This window comes from Mycolicibacterium smegmatis, assembly GCF_001457595.1.
Lineage (GTDB): Bacteria > Actinomycetota > Actinomycetes > Mycobacteriales > Mycobacteriaceae > Mycobacterium > Mycobacterium smegmatis.
On sequence record NZ_LN831039.1, the window covers coordinates 6,909,204 to 6,924,832 of the forward strand.

The window sequence follows — 15,629 nt, forward strand, 5'->3', positions numbered from 1 at the left end:
GTTGGCCGGCCCGGCCCCGATCCGCGCCGCCGCGCAGCGCCACCCCGGCGGCACCCGAGCCTTGAACATGGGCCGCGTAGTCCTCGGCAAGGTCGCCTCCGCCCTGATCGTGCTGTTCGTCGTCGCGACCGTCGCGTTCCTGCTGGTCCGGATGTCCGGTGATCCACTGGCGCTACTGCTCCCCCCAGACGCGACCCAGCAACAGGCCGAGCAGCTGGCCGCCGAACTAGGCCTGGACCAGCCGCTGCTCGTCCAGTACCTGCATTACCTCAGCGGCATGCTGCACGGCGACCTCGGTCAGTCGATCTTCTTCGACCAGCCCGTCGTGTCGCTGATTGGCGAACGGCTGCCGGCCACTGCGCTGCTCGCCGTCGCGGCGCTCGTCCTCTCGCTGGTGATCTCCTTACCCGCCGGCATCCTGGCCAGCGCCCATCGCGGACGGATCACCGACACGGTGATCAGCGGCATCGTGTTGATCGGCCAGTCCACGCCGGCGTTCTGGATCGGCATCCTGTTCATCCTGCTGTTCGCTGTCCGGCTGCGCGTCCTGCCCGCGGCAGGCTACGGCGGGGCCGCGCATCTGGTGCTGCCTGCCATCACGCTGGCCATCTACTCGATCGCCGTAGTGGCCCGAGTGTTGCGCACCTCGCTGGCCGAGGAGCTGTCGGCCGACTACATCCGCACTGCGACGGCCAAGGGGCTCAGCCGCAGGCAGGTCGTTGTCGGCCACGGGCTGCGCAACGCGTCTCTGCCAGTGGTCACCGTGGTCGGTCTGGAGCTCGGCTCGCTACTCGGCGGCGCGATCCTGACCGAGCAGGTTTTCTCCTGGCCGGGGATTGGCCGACTCACTGTCGAGGCGATCTCCAATCGCGATTTCGCCCTGGTTCAGGGCGCCGTGCTGTTCTTCGCGCTGGTGTTCGTCGTCGTCAACCTCCTGGTCGACCTGTCCTACACGTTGCTCGACCCGAGAGTGAGGCTCGGCCGATGATGCATCGCGTCCTAAAGGCACGGATGGCGCCGCTTGCTCTGGTCGTGCTCGCCCTGGTGGTGCTGTGCGCGGTGCTCGCGCCTGTGCTGTCACCGTTTGATCCCAACGCGCAGGATCTTCTGACCCGGCTGAGTCCGCCGCAATGGACCGGCGGGCACCTGCTCGGCACCGACAACCTCGGCCGCGACGTGCTGAGCCGGCTGATCTACGGAGCCCGGATCTCGCTGTTCGTCGGCCTGGCCGTCGCGCTGATCTCCGGCACCATCGGTGCCCTTGTCGGCATCGTCGCGGGATACCGCGGCGGCTGGGCCGACCGGGTGTTGATGCGGTTGGCCGATGTGCAGCTCGCGTTCCCCGCGATCCTGTTGGCACTGGCCGTGGTTGCGTTCCTCGGCAACGGCCTGTGGGTGGTGATCATCGTGCTCGGAGTCACCAACTGGGTGTCCTACGCCCGGGTGGCGCGCTCAAGCGTGCTTTCACTACGCGAACGCGACTATGTGCTGGAGGCCCGCGCGATCGGGGTCGGCCCGGCCACAATCATGCGCAGACATCTGCTGCCCAACGTGCTCGCGTCGCTGATCACCATCGCAGCTCTGAACGTCGCCTCGGCGATCGTTGTCGAGTCGGCGTTGAGCTTCCTCGGGTTGGGCGTCCCGGCCGACATCCCCACCTGGGGCTCGATGCTGGCCGACGGGCAGCTCTACCTCGGGACCTCGTGGTGGATCGCGGTGTTCCCCGGGTTGGCTCTGATGCTGACCGCGCTGTCCATCAACATCACAGGCGACGCGATCCGCGACGCCGTCGACCCGAGGACATACCGCTGATGGGCGCACCGATCCTGACCGTGGACGACCTTCGCGTCGACTTCGAATTGCCTGGCCGCACCGTGCACGCCGTGCGCGGCGTGTCGTTCGAGGTGCGGGCCGGCCGGACGCTGGCGATCGTCGGCGAATCCGGCAGCGGCAAGTCCGCCACCGCGAGCAGCGTGCTGCGATTGAACCCCGAACCGCCCGCCCGCTACCCTTCGGGGCTGATCTCCTATCAAGGCCGGGACGTGCTGCGGCTGTCCCAAAAGGAGCTGCGCAGCATCCGCGGCGACGAGATCGCGATGGTCTTCCAGGACCCGATGTCCAGCCTTAACCCGGTGCGCCGCATTGGCGCCCAGATCGCCGAGGTGCTGTGCCGGCACCGCGGCGGCCGCGCGGCCCGCTACCACGCAGACGTGGTGGCCGCGTTGGAGGCGGCAGGAATCGACGACCCCCAGCGCCGCGCGGCGCAGTATCCGCACGAGCTCTCCGGGGGCCTGCGACAGCGGGCCATGATTGCGATGGCCCTGGTCGCCGGCCCGCGGCTGCTGATCGCCGACGAGCCCACGACTGCGCTGGACGTCACCGTGCAGGCTCAGATCCTCGACGTGTTGGCCGGCCTGCAACAGGACAGGCAGATGGCGCTTTTGTTGATCACCCACGACCTCGGCGTGGTTGCCAACATGGCCGACGACGTCCTCGTGATGCGGGCCGGCGAGGTGGTTGAGCACGGCGACGTCTTGTCGATCCTGACCAGCCCCAAACACCCGTACACACGGCAGCTACTGGCGGCCACCCCCCGACTTCGTGAGGAGAGTCCAGCATGAGCGAATCACGAGTGCTGCTGCGCACCGTCGAACTGCGCAAGGAATTTCCGATCCGCGGTCGCGCGCCGATGGTCGCCGTCGACAACGTCTCGCTGCAGCTGCAGGCCGGTGAGACGTTGGGGGTGGTCGGCGAATCGGGCTCCGGCAAGACCACCCTGGCCCGGATGATGCTCGGCTTGCTGGAGCCGACGTCCGGTCGGGTCGAGGTGAACGGCCGCGACCTGGCCACACTGCCCTCCGCCGAGCTGCGCGCGCTACGCCGCGACCTGCAGGTGGTGCTGCAGGACCCGTTCTCGAGCATGAATCCGCGGATGCGCGTCGTCGACATCGTCGCCGAACCGTTGGTCACCCACGAGCCACGGCTGCGGGGTCGACCCGGACGCACCGATCGCGAGCAGCAGGTCGCTGAGCTGCTCACGGCCGTCGGGCTGGACGCCGACATCGCCTCCCGCTATCCGCACGAATTCTCCGGCGGTCAGCGCCAACGCATTTCTATCGCGCGGGCGCTGGCGCTGCGGCCGGAGGTGATCGTGCTCGACGAGCCGACCAGCGCGCTGGACGTCTCTGTGCAGGCTCAGGTGCTCGACCTGCTGTCGGCCCTACAGGCCGAGTTCCACCTCAGCTACGTGTTCGTCTCGCACAACTTGGCGGTGGTGCGCAAGCTCGCCGACCGGGTGGCGGTCATGCGGTACGGCAAGGTGGTCGAGTTCGGTCCGGTCGCAACAGTTTTCGACCATCCGTCCGACCCCTACACGCAGGCGCTGCTGGATGCGGTACTCGAACCCGATCCGCGCCGCACGCGCCGGCGCCGCACGGTGGACGTGGCGTGACGGCGTCCCTACTGGCCCGACAACCGGGACAGCACCAGACCCGCGCCGCCCAGCAGCGCGACGTCGTCGGCCGCGGTATCGGCGGCCACCACGCGAGGTCGTTCGGCGAAGTCGGCCCACTCGCTGACCGCCCGCAGCCGTTCCTCGATGCGGCCCAGGAACGTGCCGCCGCCGGCGGCCGCGTCACCGTGCACGATGTAGAGCCCCGGCGCGAGCAGGTGCTGCACCGACGACAGTCCGACCGCGAGGTTGTCGGCGTAATCGGTCATCAGCCGTCGGGCGCCGGTGTCCCCGCGGGCCGCGGCGATCAGGTCACCGACCCCGTCGATCGGGCCCAGGCCGCGCGTGGCCGCCTCCTGCCGCAGCCACGTCGATGTTGCGATTGTCTTCCAGCAGCCGAGATTGCCACACGAGCATCGACGGCCGCCGAGCGCGACGGTGATGTGCGCGCCGCTGCGCCCGCCGAGCGGCGCGATCACCTTGCCCTCGAACAAGATTCCCAAGCCGAGCGTGTCCCCGGTGGCGACCGATGCGAACGACGCCCGGCCGATACCGTGCCCGAACCAGCGGTCGCCCAGCACCTGCAGCCGCGCGCGGTGGTCGACGAACACCGGGCAACCCAGCAGCCGGGTAAGCGAGGCCGCAATCGGGTAACCACTGAACCCCGGCTGGTCGTCGATGCGGCGGAGCACTCCGGTTGTGTGGTCGACCAGACCGGCACTGGCGACGCCGACCCCGCACAGCGGACTGTCCTGAAGACAGCCAAACACGGTGTCCTGCACCGTCTCCCGCAGCACCGCTGCATCACCGGTTACAGGGAACTCCTTCTCGGCGCGCCGCACGATCTGACCGGCGGGGCTCACCAACGCCACCCGCACCGACCTGGCGAGCAGTTCGACACTGCCGATCAGTGCTTCGGGCCCGATCGCCTGCAGGTGCCGCCCGGCGCTGGCGCCCACGATGTCGGTCATCGCTTCATCCTGCCTGAAGAGAGGTCCCCCGAATGACCGTGCGGCAACTTGCATCTCTGACCCGCGGGGCCGTTCGCACGCTGGCCACCGACGGAGCCGTGGCCGTACTGCCGATCGGTGCGGTGGAGCAACACGGCGACCACCTGCCACTGGGCACCGACTTCCTGCTGGTAGAGGCGGTCTGCGACCGCGCCTTGCAGCAACTGGAGGACGACCGCACGACCTGGGTGCGAGTCCCCACGATGACGTTCGGACACAGCCCACACCACCTGTTCGCGGCCGCCGTGAGCCTGCAGGCCGGCACCCTGACCGACGTGCTGGCCGACGTGCTCGACTCATTGGCGCAGACCGGGTTCCGGCGGATCGTCATCGTCAACGGGCACGGCGGCAACGACGAGCTTGTCCGACTGGCGGTGAAGGCACACTCCCTGCACGCCGAGGGGACCGCGGCGGCCTGCTCCTACTGGACACTGACCGCCCAGACCACCGCCGAGGCCGCAGCCACCGAGCGGCCCGACCGCACCCCCGGGCACGCGGGCTGGTTCGAGACGTCGTTGATGCTCGCAGTTCACCCCGAACTCGTCGCCGACGACCGACCGTTCACACCGTCCGACCCACCACCGCTGTTCAACCGCAGCCCGGCCCCCGGCCTCACCGTCGAGCGGCACGGCGAGTGGCCGCGCGTCGGCGGCACCACCGATGACGCGCGCGAGGCGAGTGCGGAGACCGGCCGGCTGCTGCTCGGCCGCCGCGTCGCCGGCCTCGTCGCCGCACTGCAGAGCCTCGACCGGGCCACCGCCACACCCCCAGCTGCTTCCGTCCCGTCCACCGACCGCGAAAGAGGTCCCCAGGCATGATCATCACCGGCGTCGACGTCCACGTCGTCAACCTGCCGCTGACCAGCCCGTTCCGCAGCTCCTTCGAGACCAAGACCGGCGAGACCCGCACCGTCGTCCGCGTCACCACCGACGACGGTCACGTCGGCTGGGGCGAGACCATGTGGGGTTCTCCGGTGGCCCGGCTCACCGAGCAGCTCTCCTCCTCTCTGATCGGCAAGAGCCCGTTCGCGCTCGAGGAGTTCCACGCCACCCACACGATGGTGCCGTTCTTCTACGGTTACATCGGCTACGCCGCGCTCGCCGGTCTCGACGTCGCCTGCTGGGACCTGATGGGCAAGATCACCGGCCGCCCGCTGACCGACCTGATCGGTGGCCGCGTCCGCGACACCGTGCCGATCACCGCGCTGATCACCCGCGCCGACGCACCGGACGCTCCGCCCGCCGACCTGCCTGTGGCGTTGGCCGAGCACGCCGCGAAGGTCGTCGCCATCGGCGGCTTCACGGCGGTCAAACTCAAGGGCACCAAGGACGTCGACGGCGACGTGAAGATCATGCGGGCACTGCGGGCAGTGCTGCCGGACGTGGAACTGCGTGTCGACCCCAACGCCGCGTGGAGCGTGCCCGAGTCGATCCGGGCCGGGCTGCGTATGGAGGAGCTCGACCTGGAGTACCTCGAGGACCCGTGCTGGGGGATTGACGGGATGGCCCGAGTGCGAGAGAAGATCCGGATCCCGTTGTGCACCAACATGTGTGTGGTCACGTTCGAGGACTTCGCACCGGCGATGCGACTCCGTGCGGTCGACGTCATCCACGGCGACGTCTACAAGTGGGGCGGCATCAAGGCCACCAAGGACCTGGCCGCGCACTGCTCGACGTTCGGGTTGGGCATGAACCTGCACAGTGGCGGCGAGCTGGGCATCGCAACCGCCGCACACCTGGCCGTGGTCGCCTCCACACCCGTGCTGAACCGGGCCATCGACAGCATGTACTACCTGCACGACGACGACATCATCGATCCGATTCCACTGCATAACGGGCGGCTCTCGGTGCCCGACGGCCCCGGCCTCGGCGTGGTCGTGGATGAGGACAAGCTCGCCCACTATGCCGCGCTCAACGCGCGCGAAGGCGACCTGGTCAAGTGACGTCGACGATCGAGGAGTTGCTCACCGCAGCTCGTCGACGCCGCGTCTTCTCTGCCGCCGGCTGGTCGGTCGGCACCGCCACGACAACCCTGTGCCGGGGCCTCCTCGGCACGACAGCCTGGGATCCACCGGCTACCGCGGTGACCGAGGACAGCCGGTGGGACCTCGCTTCAATGACCAAACCGATCGTCGCGATCGCGGTGATGTCACTCATCGAGGACGGCGTGCTGACACTCGACGACACCATCGCCGAGCACCTGCCGGACTACGCGGACACCGACAAGGCCCGTATCAGGGTCGCGAACCTGCTCACCCACACCTCCGGCATCCCAGGCCGGCAGCCGCTCTACCAGTGGAACCGAACCCGCGACGAGCTGCTCACCGCGATCCGCCGGCTACCGCTGCTGGGTCCGCCGGGAGCGCAGGTCTCCTACAGCTCACCGGGCTTCATCCTGCTCGGACTGATTGCGGAATCCGCCGCCGGGATGCCGCTCGACCAGCTGGTGGCCGAACGGGTCACCCGGCCCGCGGGCATGGTGGACGCCGGATTCGCCTCGCCACCAACCGAACTCGCCGTCGCAACCGAAGACGATCCGTGGCGCGGCCACCTGGTCCGCGGTGAGGTGCACGACGAGAACGCGGTGGTGCTCGGTGCGCCGGCCGGCCACGCCGGCATGTTCGCGACATTGGTGGACATGGAAGCACTCGGGCGGACACTGTGCGCGCAAGGATGGGGCGCCCACGGCCGAGTGCTGACGCCGGCCGGGTACGCCGCGATGATCACGCCACGCACCGACCACCTGCCGCTGCGGCGCACGCTGGGCTGGCAAGGTGTCGATGCCGTCGACGCGATAGCGGGCGACCTGATAGGCCCGGACGGCTACGGCCACACAGGATTCACCGGGACGTCGCTCTGGATCGACCCGGACCGCGGCAGCTACGTCGTGCTGCTCACCAACCGCATCCACCCCAACCGAGAGAACACGGCGATCAGCCGGGTCCGCCGGGCGGTGAACAACATTGGCTTCGCACTGGCGAGCCTCTGACGTCGGCCACCTGACCGCGCCCGGCTAGTCGCGACCTCTCCGCAATGAGCCCACCACCAGACGGGAGCGGGCCAGTTCCGTGGCCTGGGTCTCCGTCGCCTGATCCGTCACCCGCAGGAAGTCACGAATCTCGGCCAGCACCCGCGGGCTGCGCTTGCGGAGGCCATCGGCCAACTCGGTGATCTGTGCATCCAGCTCAGCGGCCTCGGCGACCTGGGTCACCAGCCCGAGGGCGACCGCTTCGCCGGCGTCGACACTCGCGCCGGTCGCCGTCAACCGCATGGCCTGGCGGCGGCCCACCAGCTGCGGCAGCCAGGCCAGCACCAGTACCGGGGCCAACCCGATCTCCACCTCGGGGAACGAGAACTTCGCCTCCGGTGTGGCGATGGCGAAGTCACACAGCGCCGCCAGACCCACGCCGAATCCTGCGGCATCGCCGTGCACTCGGGCGATCGACACAAGCCTGCTGTGGCGCAGCGCGTGATTCACCGCCACCAGCCGATCGACCTCACGGGGCAACTCGTCGACGGTGGCCGCGGTGCGGTCCCGGCCCGTGCAGAACTGCTCACCCATCGACGCGAGCACCAGCACTCTCGCCTCTGCAGGCGGAGCGAGGATCAGCTCGGCGAGTTCGTCGCAGGCGTCCAGGGAGAGCAACCCCTCATCGGAGACGGGAAAGGTGATCGTGAGGATGCCGTCGGTCAGTGTGTACGAGACAAGGGAAGTCATTGTCAGTTGAGCCTTTCCTGGCCGACACCGGCGTACCAGTCGACATCAGTGGAATCCGTTCGGATCGTCACGCTCCGAACATTGGTGAAGTCGTGGAAGGATTCCCACCCACCTTCACGGCCCTGGCCGCTCTCGCGGACACCACCCCACGGTGAGCAGGGGTCGAGGCGGTGGTGGTCGTTCACCCACACGATGCCCTGTTCGAAACGGGATGCCACTCGGTGCGCCCGCGCGACATCGCGCGTCCAGATCGACGAGCCCAGGCCGTAATCGGAATCGTTGGCAATGCGAACCGCGTCGTCCTCGTCCTCGAACGGGATCACCACGAGCACCGGGCCGAAGATCTCCTCGCGCGCCACCCGCATGTCATTGGTGACGTTGCTGAGCACTGTGGGTTTGACGAAGAAACCGTCCATTCCGGCAACCTCGGCGGCCGCGCCGCCGGTGGCCACCGTCGCGCCCTCCTCAACCCCGATCGCGACGTAGTTCAGGATGCGCTGTCGCGCCCGTTCCGAGATCACCGGTCCCAGTTGAGTTTCGGCCAGCGCGGGATCACCGATGCGGATCGCCTCGGCCTGCGCCACCAGCGCGTCGACGAACTGCTGATAGATGGTCGACTGCACGATCAACCGGGTCCCGGCGATGCAAGTCTGCCCGGCACCGATGAACCCACCGAAGGCGGCGCCGCGCGCGGCGACGTCGACGTCCATGTCGTCGAACACCACGACCGGTGACTTGCCGCCGAGTTCGAGTGTGGCCTTGGCGAATCGGCGCGCGGTGGCCACCGCGATCGACCGTCCCGGTTCGGTGCCGCCGGTGAACACCGCCTTCTTGACCAGCGGATGTTCGACCAGCCGGGCACCGGCATCCGGGCCCAGGCCCGGCACCACGTTCAGCACGCCCGGCGGGATCCCGGCCTCCAGTGCCAGCTGACCGACCACCAACGCGGTGAGCGGGGTCTGCTCGGAAGGCTTGAGCACCACGCTGTTGCCGGTGGCCAGCGCCGGCGCCAGGCTCTTCGAGGCGATCATCAGCGGATGGTTGAACGACGACAGGATTCCGACCACGCCCAGCGGCATCCGGCTGGTGTAGGAGTGGTACGGGCCCGACATGGGGACCACCGACGTCCGGTCGGCCAGCAGCAGCGCCGCGTTGTACCGGTACCACTCCGGCAACCGGGTGATCTGCGCCTTGGTCTCGGTGATCGGCCTGCCGTTGTTCAGCGTCTCAAGCCGGTACAACTCCTCCATGTTCGCTTCGAGGAGGTCGGCGAACTTGTTCATCACCTTCGCACGGTGGTGGATCGGGGCGTCCCGCCAGACACCGGATGTGAACGCCGCCTGGGCGTTCTCGACGGCAGCATCGATATCCGCGGCGTCACCGCAGTGACACCTCGCGAAAACCTGCCCGGTCGCCGGGTTGATGACGTCGAGTACCTCGCCGTGGCCGTCGACCCGCCGGCCGTTGACGAGAAGCTGCTCGACGGTGATCTGATCAGTGGTCATTGATGTGTTCCTCTTGATAAAAGCCGAGTCCTACCGGGGAACTCAGGCTTCGACTCGGTAGACGATCTCCAGGGCCGCGCGGGTCCCGCCGACCGACGTGGAGGTAGTGATGGCGGCACGCTCGGTGAATGTGCTCGGCAGACCGCGGCCGAAGCCGTAGATGTCGGCCGGCGCCGGCAGGAACGCGTGCACCTTGACGGGTTCCACCGCACCGGGTTGTGCGATCGCAGCGTCGAATGCGGCCCGGACGGCGTCGCGCACCTCGAAGGGCCGGTAGCCTTCCTGGCCGATCTCGACGTCGACGACGGCGAACCGTGTGGCAGGTTGCGAAGTTCCCGCTCGGACGGCGATGACGTCGATCTCGACCTGCGCACCGCCGGTGAGCAGTTCCTCCACCCCGACGATGAGGTACGGCGGCGGGTTGCCGTCGAACTTTTCTCGCCACAGTTCGTCGAACAGCGGGGCGTCGGCCATGTTCTTCAGGAAGACATGCACACGGACGGTGTTGTCCCAGTCGCTGCCGGCGTCGCTCAGCAGTGTCTCGCAGATGCCGATCGTGAACTCGGCCTGGGCGGTCAGTGCCGACACATGATGCGGAAAGTGCGGGCTCACGGTGGCCGCCGGGGCCAGGCCGGTGTCTCCGAACTCGGTGGGCAACTGCCCGGCGAGGAACAGCCAGTCCCCCGCCGCGACACACGGGGTGTAGTTGGCCAGCGGCTTGGGCAGCGTCGGGCTGTCGACGTGGGTCACGGTCACCCCGTCGGCGGCGGCGATGACGTCGACGACCACCAGGGCTCCTGGTACCGGCATCTCCTCCGCGCCGACACCGACTGTCGTACGTGGTGGCGGAACCGGGAAGAACCGCTTCCACACCTGATCGAAGGCGTCGAACAGGCGACAGTCCGCGATGAAAACCTGTGTCTTGACCACTTTTTCAAGGCTGGTGCCGGCCTCGGCCAGGAGCTGTTGCAGCTTCTCCAGCAGGTAGGTGGTCTGCTTCTGGATGTCGGCCCCGTAATAGGGGAACTCAGGTGAGACCGCCGCCTGCGGTGGGATGCCGACACCCGGGTCTGCAGCGCTCAGCCCGGATACGAACACCAATCCGTCGGTGACCACCACTCGCGCGTCGAGCAGCGCTTCGACGCTCTGAGCTCCAGTCTGTTTGTTGGACACGATAACTCGCCTCTCCGGCGGGTGTTCTCCCGCCCGATCGTTGTTCTGCGATTGATACGGCCCTCGGTCTGGCCGTGAGGTTCTACGGGATTCAGTGGCTGCCTTCGACGCCGAAGAAGAGCTTGCGCAGCCCCTCGTCTTCGAGGACGGCCGCCACTTCCTGCTCGGGGCTGATCCGTCCGCCCTGCATGATGTGCACACGGTCGCAGTGCGGCAGGATGACGGCGGGATTCTCTTCGACGACCCACAGCACGCCGACGCCGTCGCTGGTCACTCCGGCGATGCTCGCGATGAGTTCTCCGACGATGGATGGCGCGAGACCGGTGGTGGGTTCGTCGAGCGCCAGAAACTTCGGATCCGACGCCAGTGCGCCGGCCACCGCGAGCATCTGACGTTCGCCGCCGGACAGTGTCGAGGCGCTGCTGTCCCGCCGTTTCCCCAGAGACGGGAAGCGGTCGAAAGCGAGGTCGATACCCGCGCTGACCTTGGAGCGTCCGAGTGGCATCAGTGCCACCCGGATGTTCTCCAGGACAGTGAGGTTGGGGAAGGTGTTGCCGCCCTGCGGGACATAGGCCATGCCGCGGCGCACCATCTGCGCGGTCGGTACGTTGACGAGCCCTTCGCCCAGGAGCGAGATCTCCCCGGACATCGGCTCCACCAGACGGAAGATCGACTTCAGCAGCGTCGACTTACCTGCCCCGTTGGGCCCCACCAGCGCGACCGTCTCGTTTCCTCGGACCTGGATCGAAACATCGTGGATGACAGGAAGTTTGCCGTACCCGGCGGTGACGCCGCGAACGTCCAGAAGGGTCATTGTGCGCTCCCGAGGTAGATTTCCGCGACGGTGGGGTGCACGGCGATCTCGTCGGGTGTGCCCGATGCCACCACCCGACCTTCGGCCATCACGTACACGTAGTCGGACACCGCGAACACGAACTGGATGTTGTGGTCGATGATCAACAGCGTGATACCCCGGTCGCGCAGGCTGGTGACCTGTTCGGTCAGTCGGCCGATGCCCGCAGGTGCGACCCCGGCGGCGGGTTCGTCCAGCAACACCATCCGCGGCTGCACCATGAGCAGACGAGCGAAGTCGACCAGCTTGGTCTGTCCTGCCGTGAGGTCTTCAAGCCGCTGATCCTTGACGTCGGTGAGCCCGAGCTCCTCCAGAAGAACGGCGGCACGTTCGGCAGTCTGCTGTTCCATCTCCACCCATTGCCGTCGACCGAACAGCGCCCGCCACGGTGACTCCGACCGGTCCGCGCCGGCGGTCATCAGGTTCTCCCAGACCGACAGCAACGGGAACCCGACGGGTGTCTGGAAGGAGCGGACCATTCCCCGCCGTGCGATCTTCCACGCCGCCTCGCGTTCGATGCGGTCGCCGAACAGTTCGACTTCGCCGGTGTCGGCCTGGTCGAAACCGGTCAGGACGTTGAACAGACTGGTTTTCCCGGCACCGTTCGGGCCGATGATCGCCGTGATGCTACCTTTCGGCGCCTCAAGCGAAACCCCGTCGACCGCACGGATTCCGCCGAACGACTTGCTGACATCTGATGCGCGGAACGCGACCTCCATCGCGATACCGGTGCTCATTTGGCAGCCTCCTTCTTCCTCGAGCCCGGCAACAGGTCCCGCTCACTGAACTGGAACGCGGATCGCTCGCTCATCAACCCTTCCGGGCGGAAACGCAGTACGAGGACCAGCAGAACGCCCAGGATCACGGGACGCGTGGCAGCGAGCATCTGTGCATATTCGGCGGATCCCTGCAGGAAGGTGAGCATCTCGGTGCAGACGATCAACAGCGCTGCGCCGATCACCGGCCCCTTCCGGCTGGCGATGCCACCGATCACAAGCGCTGTCCACACCACGAAGGTCAGTTCGGAGACGAACAGCGACGGGACCACGCTGCGGACGTGCCAGAGGTACAGGGGCGTGATCAGCCCGATCAGTGCCCCGGCGAGCACGTAGGTGATGAGGCGGTACCGCACGATGTTCTTACCGAGCGAGCGCGCCACGGCTTCGTTGTCGCGGCTGGCACGCAGCAACCGCACGTACGGTGTCTTGGCGAGCCGGTTGGTCAGCAGGTAGATCACCAACGCGACAGCCACCGCCAGGGCGAGCAGCACCCAGCGGTACTCCGAGGCCGGGACCAGATCGCGGAACGGCCGGTCGATCGAGGAGAAGCCTGTGGTGCCGCGGGTGAGCCGCGACTCGCTGATGGTGAGCTGATGGATCACCTCGGCGAACGCGAGCGTGGTGATCAGAAAGTACTCGCCGCGCAACCGGATCGAGGGCAGCGCCACGATGAACGCGGCCACCGCCGTCACCAGGACGGCACCGACGATGCCGACCGCCATCGGCCATCCCGGGGTGAACACCAGCCCGGTGTCCACGCGGGTCTGCGTCAGGATGATGTAGGTGTAGGCCGCCACCGCCACCAGCCCGGCGACGCCGAGATCCCACATACCGGCCCAGCCGGCAACCAGATTGAGCACCATCGCCAGTGCGGCGTAGATCGCGGCGAGGGTCAGGACGCCGACGAGGAACACGAGGAGGGATTGCATTACGCAGCCTGCTTTCTCTGCCGGACGCTGAACAGCCCGCTGGGCCTGACCAGCAGGACGATGATCAGCGCCACGAACGCGACGACCGTGCGGTACTCGGTGGGGATGACCAGTGCGCTCAGGTCCATGGCCAGGCCGAGAAGCAGGCTGGCCATGATCACTCCGTAGGTGCTGCCGAGCCCACCGAGCACAGCCGCGGCGAGAATGAGAAGAATGTTCTGCCAACCCAGTTCGGGGCCGACCGAACCGATGATGCCGATCATCACACCCGCGAGCCCGGCGAGGAACCCGGCGATGAACCACACCTGGTAGGACACGAACCGTGTCGAAATCCCGCGCACCCGAGCCAGATCGGGGTTGCCGGCCGCGGCACGTATCGAGATCCCCGCGGGGGTCTTCGTCAGGAACAAATGCAACGCGAGAATCGACACCGCGGAGGTCACGATGATCGCGACCTCACCGAACGAGATCTGCACTCCCATCACGGAGTAGCTGCTCCCGAAGGTCACCTCGTAGTGCTGCAGGTTGGCTCCGAAGGTCATCACCAGCAGGCCATAGATGATGTAGGCGACACCGACAGAAGAGAACAGCTGGACCAGCACACCCTTCTGCCGGATCGGCTCGAACACAACCACCGACAGGATCACCGCCGCGACACCGGTGGCGATGGCGGCGAAAAGGGCTGCGGCCCAGGTTGGCACGCCCCAGTCCCGGGAGGCCATCAGTCCGAGGAAGGCCGCCAGCGCCAGGAACTGTCCGTGTGCGATGTTGAGGAATCCCTCGGTCTGGCGCACCATCGAGAAGCCGACGGTGGCCATCGCAAGGATGCTTCCGGTCACGAGACCGAAAATCACGTACTGCACTGCAACACCCTTTCGAGGTTTGCCGACGTTGTGGATACCGGCGGTCACCGACGACCGGTGACCGCCGGGGCGACATCAGTCGCCGACGAGCTTGCGCAGCGCGGGATCGAGTTCGATCACGTCGACCTGGGTCCAGGCGCGGTCGATGATGAACTGCTCACCGAACAGCGGTGCGGCCAGGTTGTTGTGCTCGTTGAGGTCCAGGCTGCCCGAAGCACCGTGGTAGTTGATCTCGTTGCCGGCTTCGAGTTCCTTGAGGCCGTCGGTGTAGGAGTAGACCTCCACACCGCCCGAGTTGAGAACTTGGGGAATCGCCTCGGCGATGGCGGCACCGTCGGTGCTCTGTGCCTTGGTGATCGCCAGGGCCAGCGCGATGTACTGGTCGTACTGGTTGGCGTCGTAGACACCGGCAGCCGGCGGATTCCCGGTCTTGGCCTGGAACTTGTCCGCGAACACCTTGTAGGCCGGCGACTCGGTGTCGTACGCGGCGATGGCTCCCACCGCGACGCCGTTCTCCAGATCGGGCATGAGTGCCGAGATCGGCGGCGTCACGAGATCCGGTGACACGAAGAACTTTCCGCCGTAGCCGCGTCGCTGCCACTCACGGAAGATGACCGATGCGGCCTCGTGGCCGGCGGCCAGGTACACGGCCTCGGGCTTGGCGTCGAAGGCCTGCGCCAGTTCGGCCTGGTAGGAGGACCGACCGGGATTGAACCGAACGTCGGCGACCACCTCTCCCCCGGCTCCCTCGACGAAGACCTTCTTGAAGATGTCGGCGGGTTCGGACATGCCCTCGGTGTTCTGCGCCATGACGGCCACACGTTTGATGTTCTCGTCGCGGGCGAACTGCGCGGCGATCGTGCCACCGTCACTGTCGGATCCGGTGAGACGGAACATGAACTCGCCGGCACCGGTGTCCAGTTCCGGGGTGCCGCAACCGGGGCAGAAGACGGGGATCTCGAGCTCGTTGGCGCTGTCCAGAATGGCCAGACCACCCGTGGATTCCACGCCGCCGACTGCGACGACGTTCTCGACGTCGACCAGGCGGGAGAAGCCCTGCACGGCACCCTCGACGGTGGAGAGATTGTCGGCGCTGACCAACTCCACCTTCTTGCCCAGGACGCCGCCGGCCTCGTTGATCTCGTCGATGGCGATGGTCACCGCGGCCTGGGAGGGCTCGTAGTAGGACGAGTAGTCGCCGGTGATGCCGTTGAGCCAGCCGAACTTGATCACGTCACCGTCGGCGGCGTCACCTCCTCCCCCACCGCTACAGGCCGTCAGAAGCATTGCGGCGCTGGCAACTACGCCGATAGCACCTTTCCGTTTGAGCATCGCTCTTCCTTTCTTGG

Annotated in this window: 14 protein-coding genes and 1 pseudogene; 6 read left to right on the forward strand and 9 right to left on the reverse strand. The window is 67.3% G+C overall.

The features are described from left to right. Position 1 precedes the first annotated feature (1 nt). From AT701_RS33555 to AT701_RS36160, 3 genes and pseudogenes are all read left to right on the forward strand, one after another. A complete protein-coding gene (locus AT701_RS33555) occupies positions 2-988 on the forward strand; it encodes an ABC transporter permease (RefSeq protein ID WP_223495968.1) in 987 nt (328 codons plus the stop codon). Between the two features lie 23 nt (positions 989-1,011). Then, entirely contained in the window at positions 1,012-1,812 is an 801-nt protein-coding gene (locus AT701_RS33560) for an ABC transporter permease (protein WP_003898290.1), read from the forward strand. Continuing rightward, positions 1,812-3,451 (forward strand): annotated as a pseudogene (locus AT701_RS36160) (ABC transporter ATP-binding protein). Before AT701_RS33560 ends, AT701_RS36160 begins: the two are co-directional and overlap by 1 nt. 8 nt (positions 3,452-3,459) lie before the next feature. Here AT701_RS36160 and AT701_RS33575 read toward each other — a convergent pair. Then, positions 3,460-4,422 (reverse strand): ROK family protein, encoded by a 963-nt coding sequence (locus tag AT701_RS33575; RefSeq protein WP_058127445.1) that lies wholly within the window; start codon positions 4,420-4,422, stop codon positions 3,460-3,462. A gap of 32 nt (positions 4,423-4,454) precedes the next feature. On the opposite strand from AT701_RS33575, the gene AT701_RS33580 reads away from it, so the two are divergent. The 3 genes from AT701_RS33580 to AT701_RS33590 all read left to right on the forward strand — a co-directional run bounded on the left by AT701_RS33580 (position 4,455) and on the right by AT701_RS33590 (position 7,449). Continuing rightward, on the forward strand, positions 4,455-5,279 hold the full coding sequence (locus AT701_RS33580) for a creatininase family protein (protein ID WP_011731602.1): 825 nt from the start codon (positions 4,455-4,457) through the stop codon (positions 5,277-5,279). After that, entirely contained in the window at positions 5,276-6,403 is a 1,128-nt protein-coding gene (locus AT701_RS33585) for a mandelate racemase/muconate lactonizing enzyme family protein (RefSeq protein ID WP_058127446.1), read from the forward strand. Before AT701_RS33580 ends, AT701_RS33585 begins: the two co-directional genes overlap by 4 nt. Positions 6,404-6,576: 173 nt before the next feature. Then, a complete protein-coding gene (locus AT701_RS33590; protein ID WP_233031933.1) occupies positions 6,577-7,449 on the forward strand; it encodes a serine hydrolase domain-containing protein in 873 nt (290 codons plus the stop codon). A gap of 24 nt (positions 7,450-7,473) precedes the next feature. Here AT701_RS33590 and AT701_RS33595 read toward each other — a convergent pair whose 3' ends face one another. The 8 genes from AT701_RS33595 to AT701_RS33630 form a co-directional block, all read right to left on the reverse strand. Then, positions 7,474-8,178 (reverse strand): enoyl-CoA hydratase/isomerase family protein, encoded by a 705-nt coding sequence (locus AT701_RS33595; protein WP_058127448.1) that lies wholly within the window; start codon positions 8,176-8,178, stop codon positions 7,474-7,476. A gap of 2 nt (positions 8,179-8,180) precedes the next feature. Continuing rightward, entirely contained in the window at positions 8,181-9,683 is a 1,503-nt protein-coding gene (locus AT701_RS33600) for an aldehyde dehydrogenase (protein ID WP_058127449.1), read from the reverse strand. A gap of 42 nt (positions 9,684-9,725) precedes the next feature. Then, complete coding sequence (locus tag AT701_RS33605) at positions 9,726-10,856, reverse strand: RidA family protein (RefSeq protein ID WP_058127450.1); 1,131 nt, start codon at positions 10,854-10,856, stop codon at positions 9,726-9,728. A 91-nt stretch (positions 10,857-10,947) separates the two neighbouring features. After that, positions 10,948-11,670: an ABC transporter ATP-binding protein gene (locus AT701_RS33610; RefSeq protein WP_003898300.1), complete on the reverse strand. Its 723-nt coding sequence runs from the start codon at positions 11,668-11,670 to the stop codon at positions 10,948-10,950. After that, positions 11,667-12,446, reverse strand: a complete 780-nt coding sequence (locus AT701_RS33615) for an ABC transporter ATP-binding protein (RefSeq protein ID WP_003898301.1) — start codon at positions 12,444-12,446, stop codon at positions 11,667-11,669. The genes AT701_RS33610 and AT701_RS33615 overlap by 4 nt, the downstream gene beginning before the upstream one ends. Next, positions 12,443-13,417 carry a branched-chain amino acid ABC transporter permease gene (locus tag AT701_RS33620; RefSeq protein ID WP_011731606.1) on the reverse strand — a complete coding sequence of 325 codons (975 nt, stop codon included), beginning with the start codon at positions 13,415-13,417 and terminating at the stop codon, positions 12,443-12,445. The genes AT701_RS33615 and AT701_RS33620 overlap by 4 nt, the downstream gene beginning before the upstream one ends. Then, a complete protein-coding gene (locus AT701_RS33625; protein WP_223495971.1) occupies positions 13,417-14,280 on the reverse strand; it encodes a branched-chain amino acid ABC transporter permease in 864 nt (287 codons plus the stop codon). Before AT701_RS33625 ends, AT701_RS33620 begins: the two co-directional genes overlap by 1 nt. Positions 14,281-14,355: 75 nt before the next feature. Further along, positions 14,356-15,612: an ABC transporter substrate-binding protein gene (locus AT701_RS33630; RefSeq protein WP_014878789.1), complete on the reverse strand. Its 1,257-nt coding sequence runs from the start codon at positions 15,610-15,612 to the stop codon at positions 14,356-14,358. Positions 15,613-15,629 lie beyond the last annotated feature (17 nt).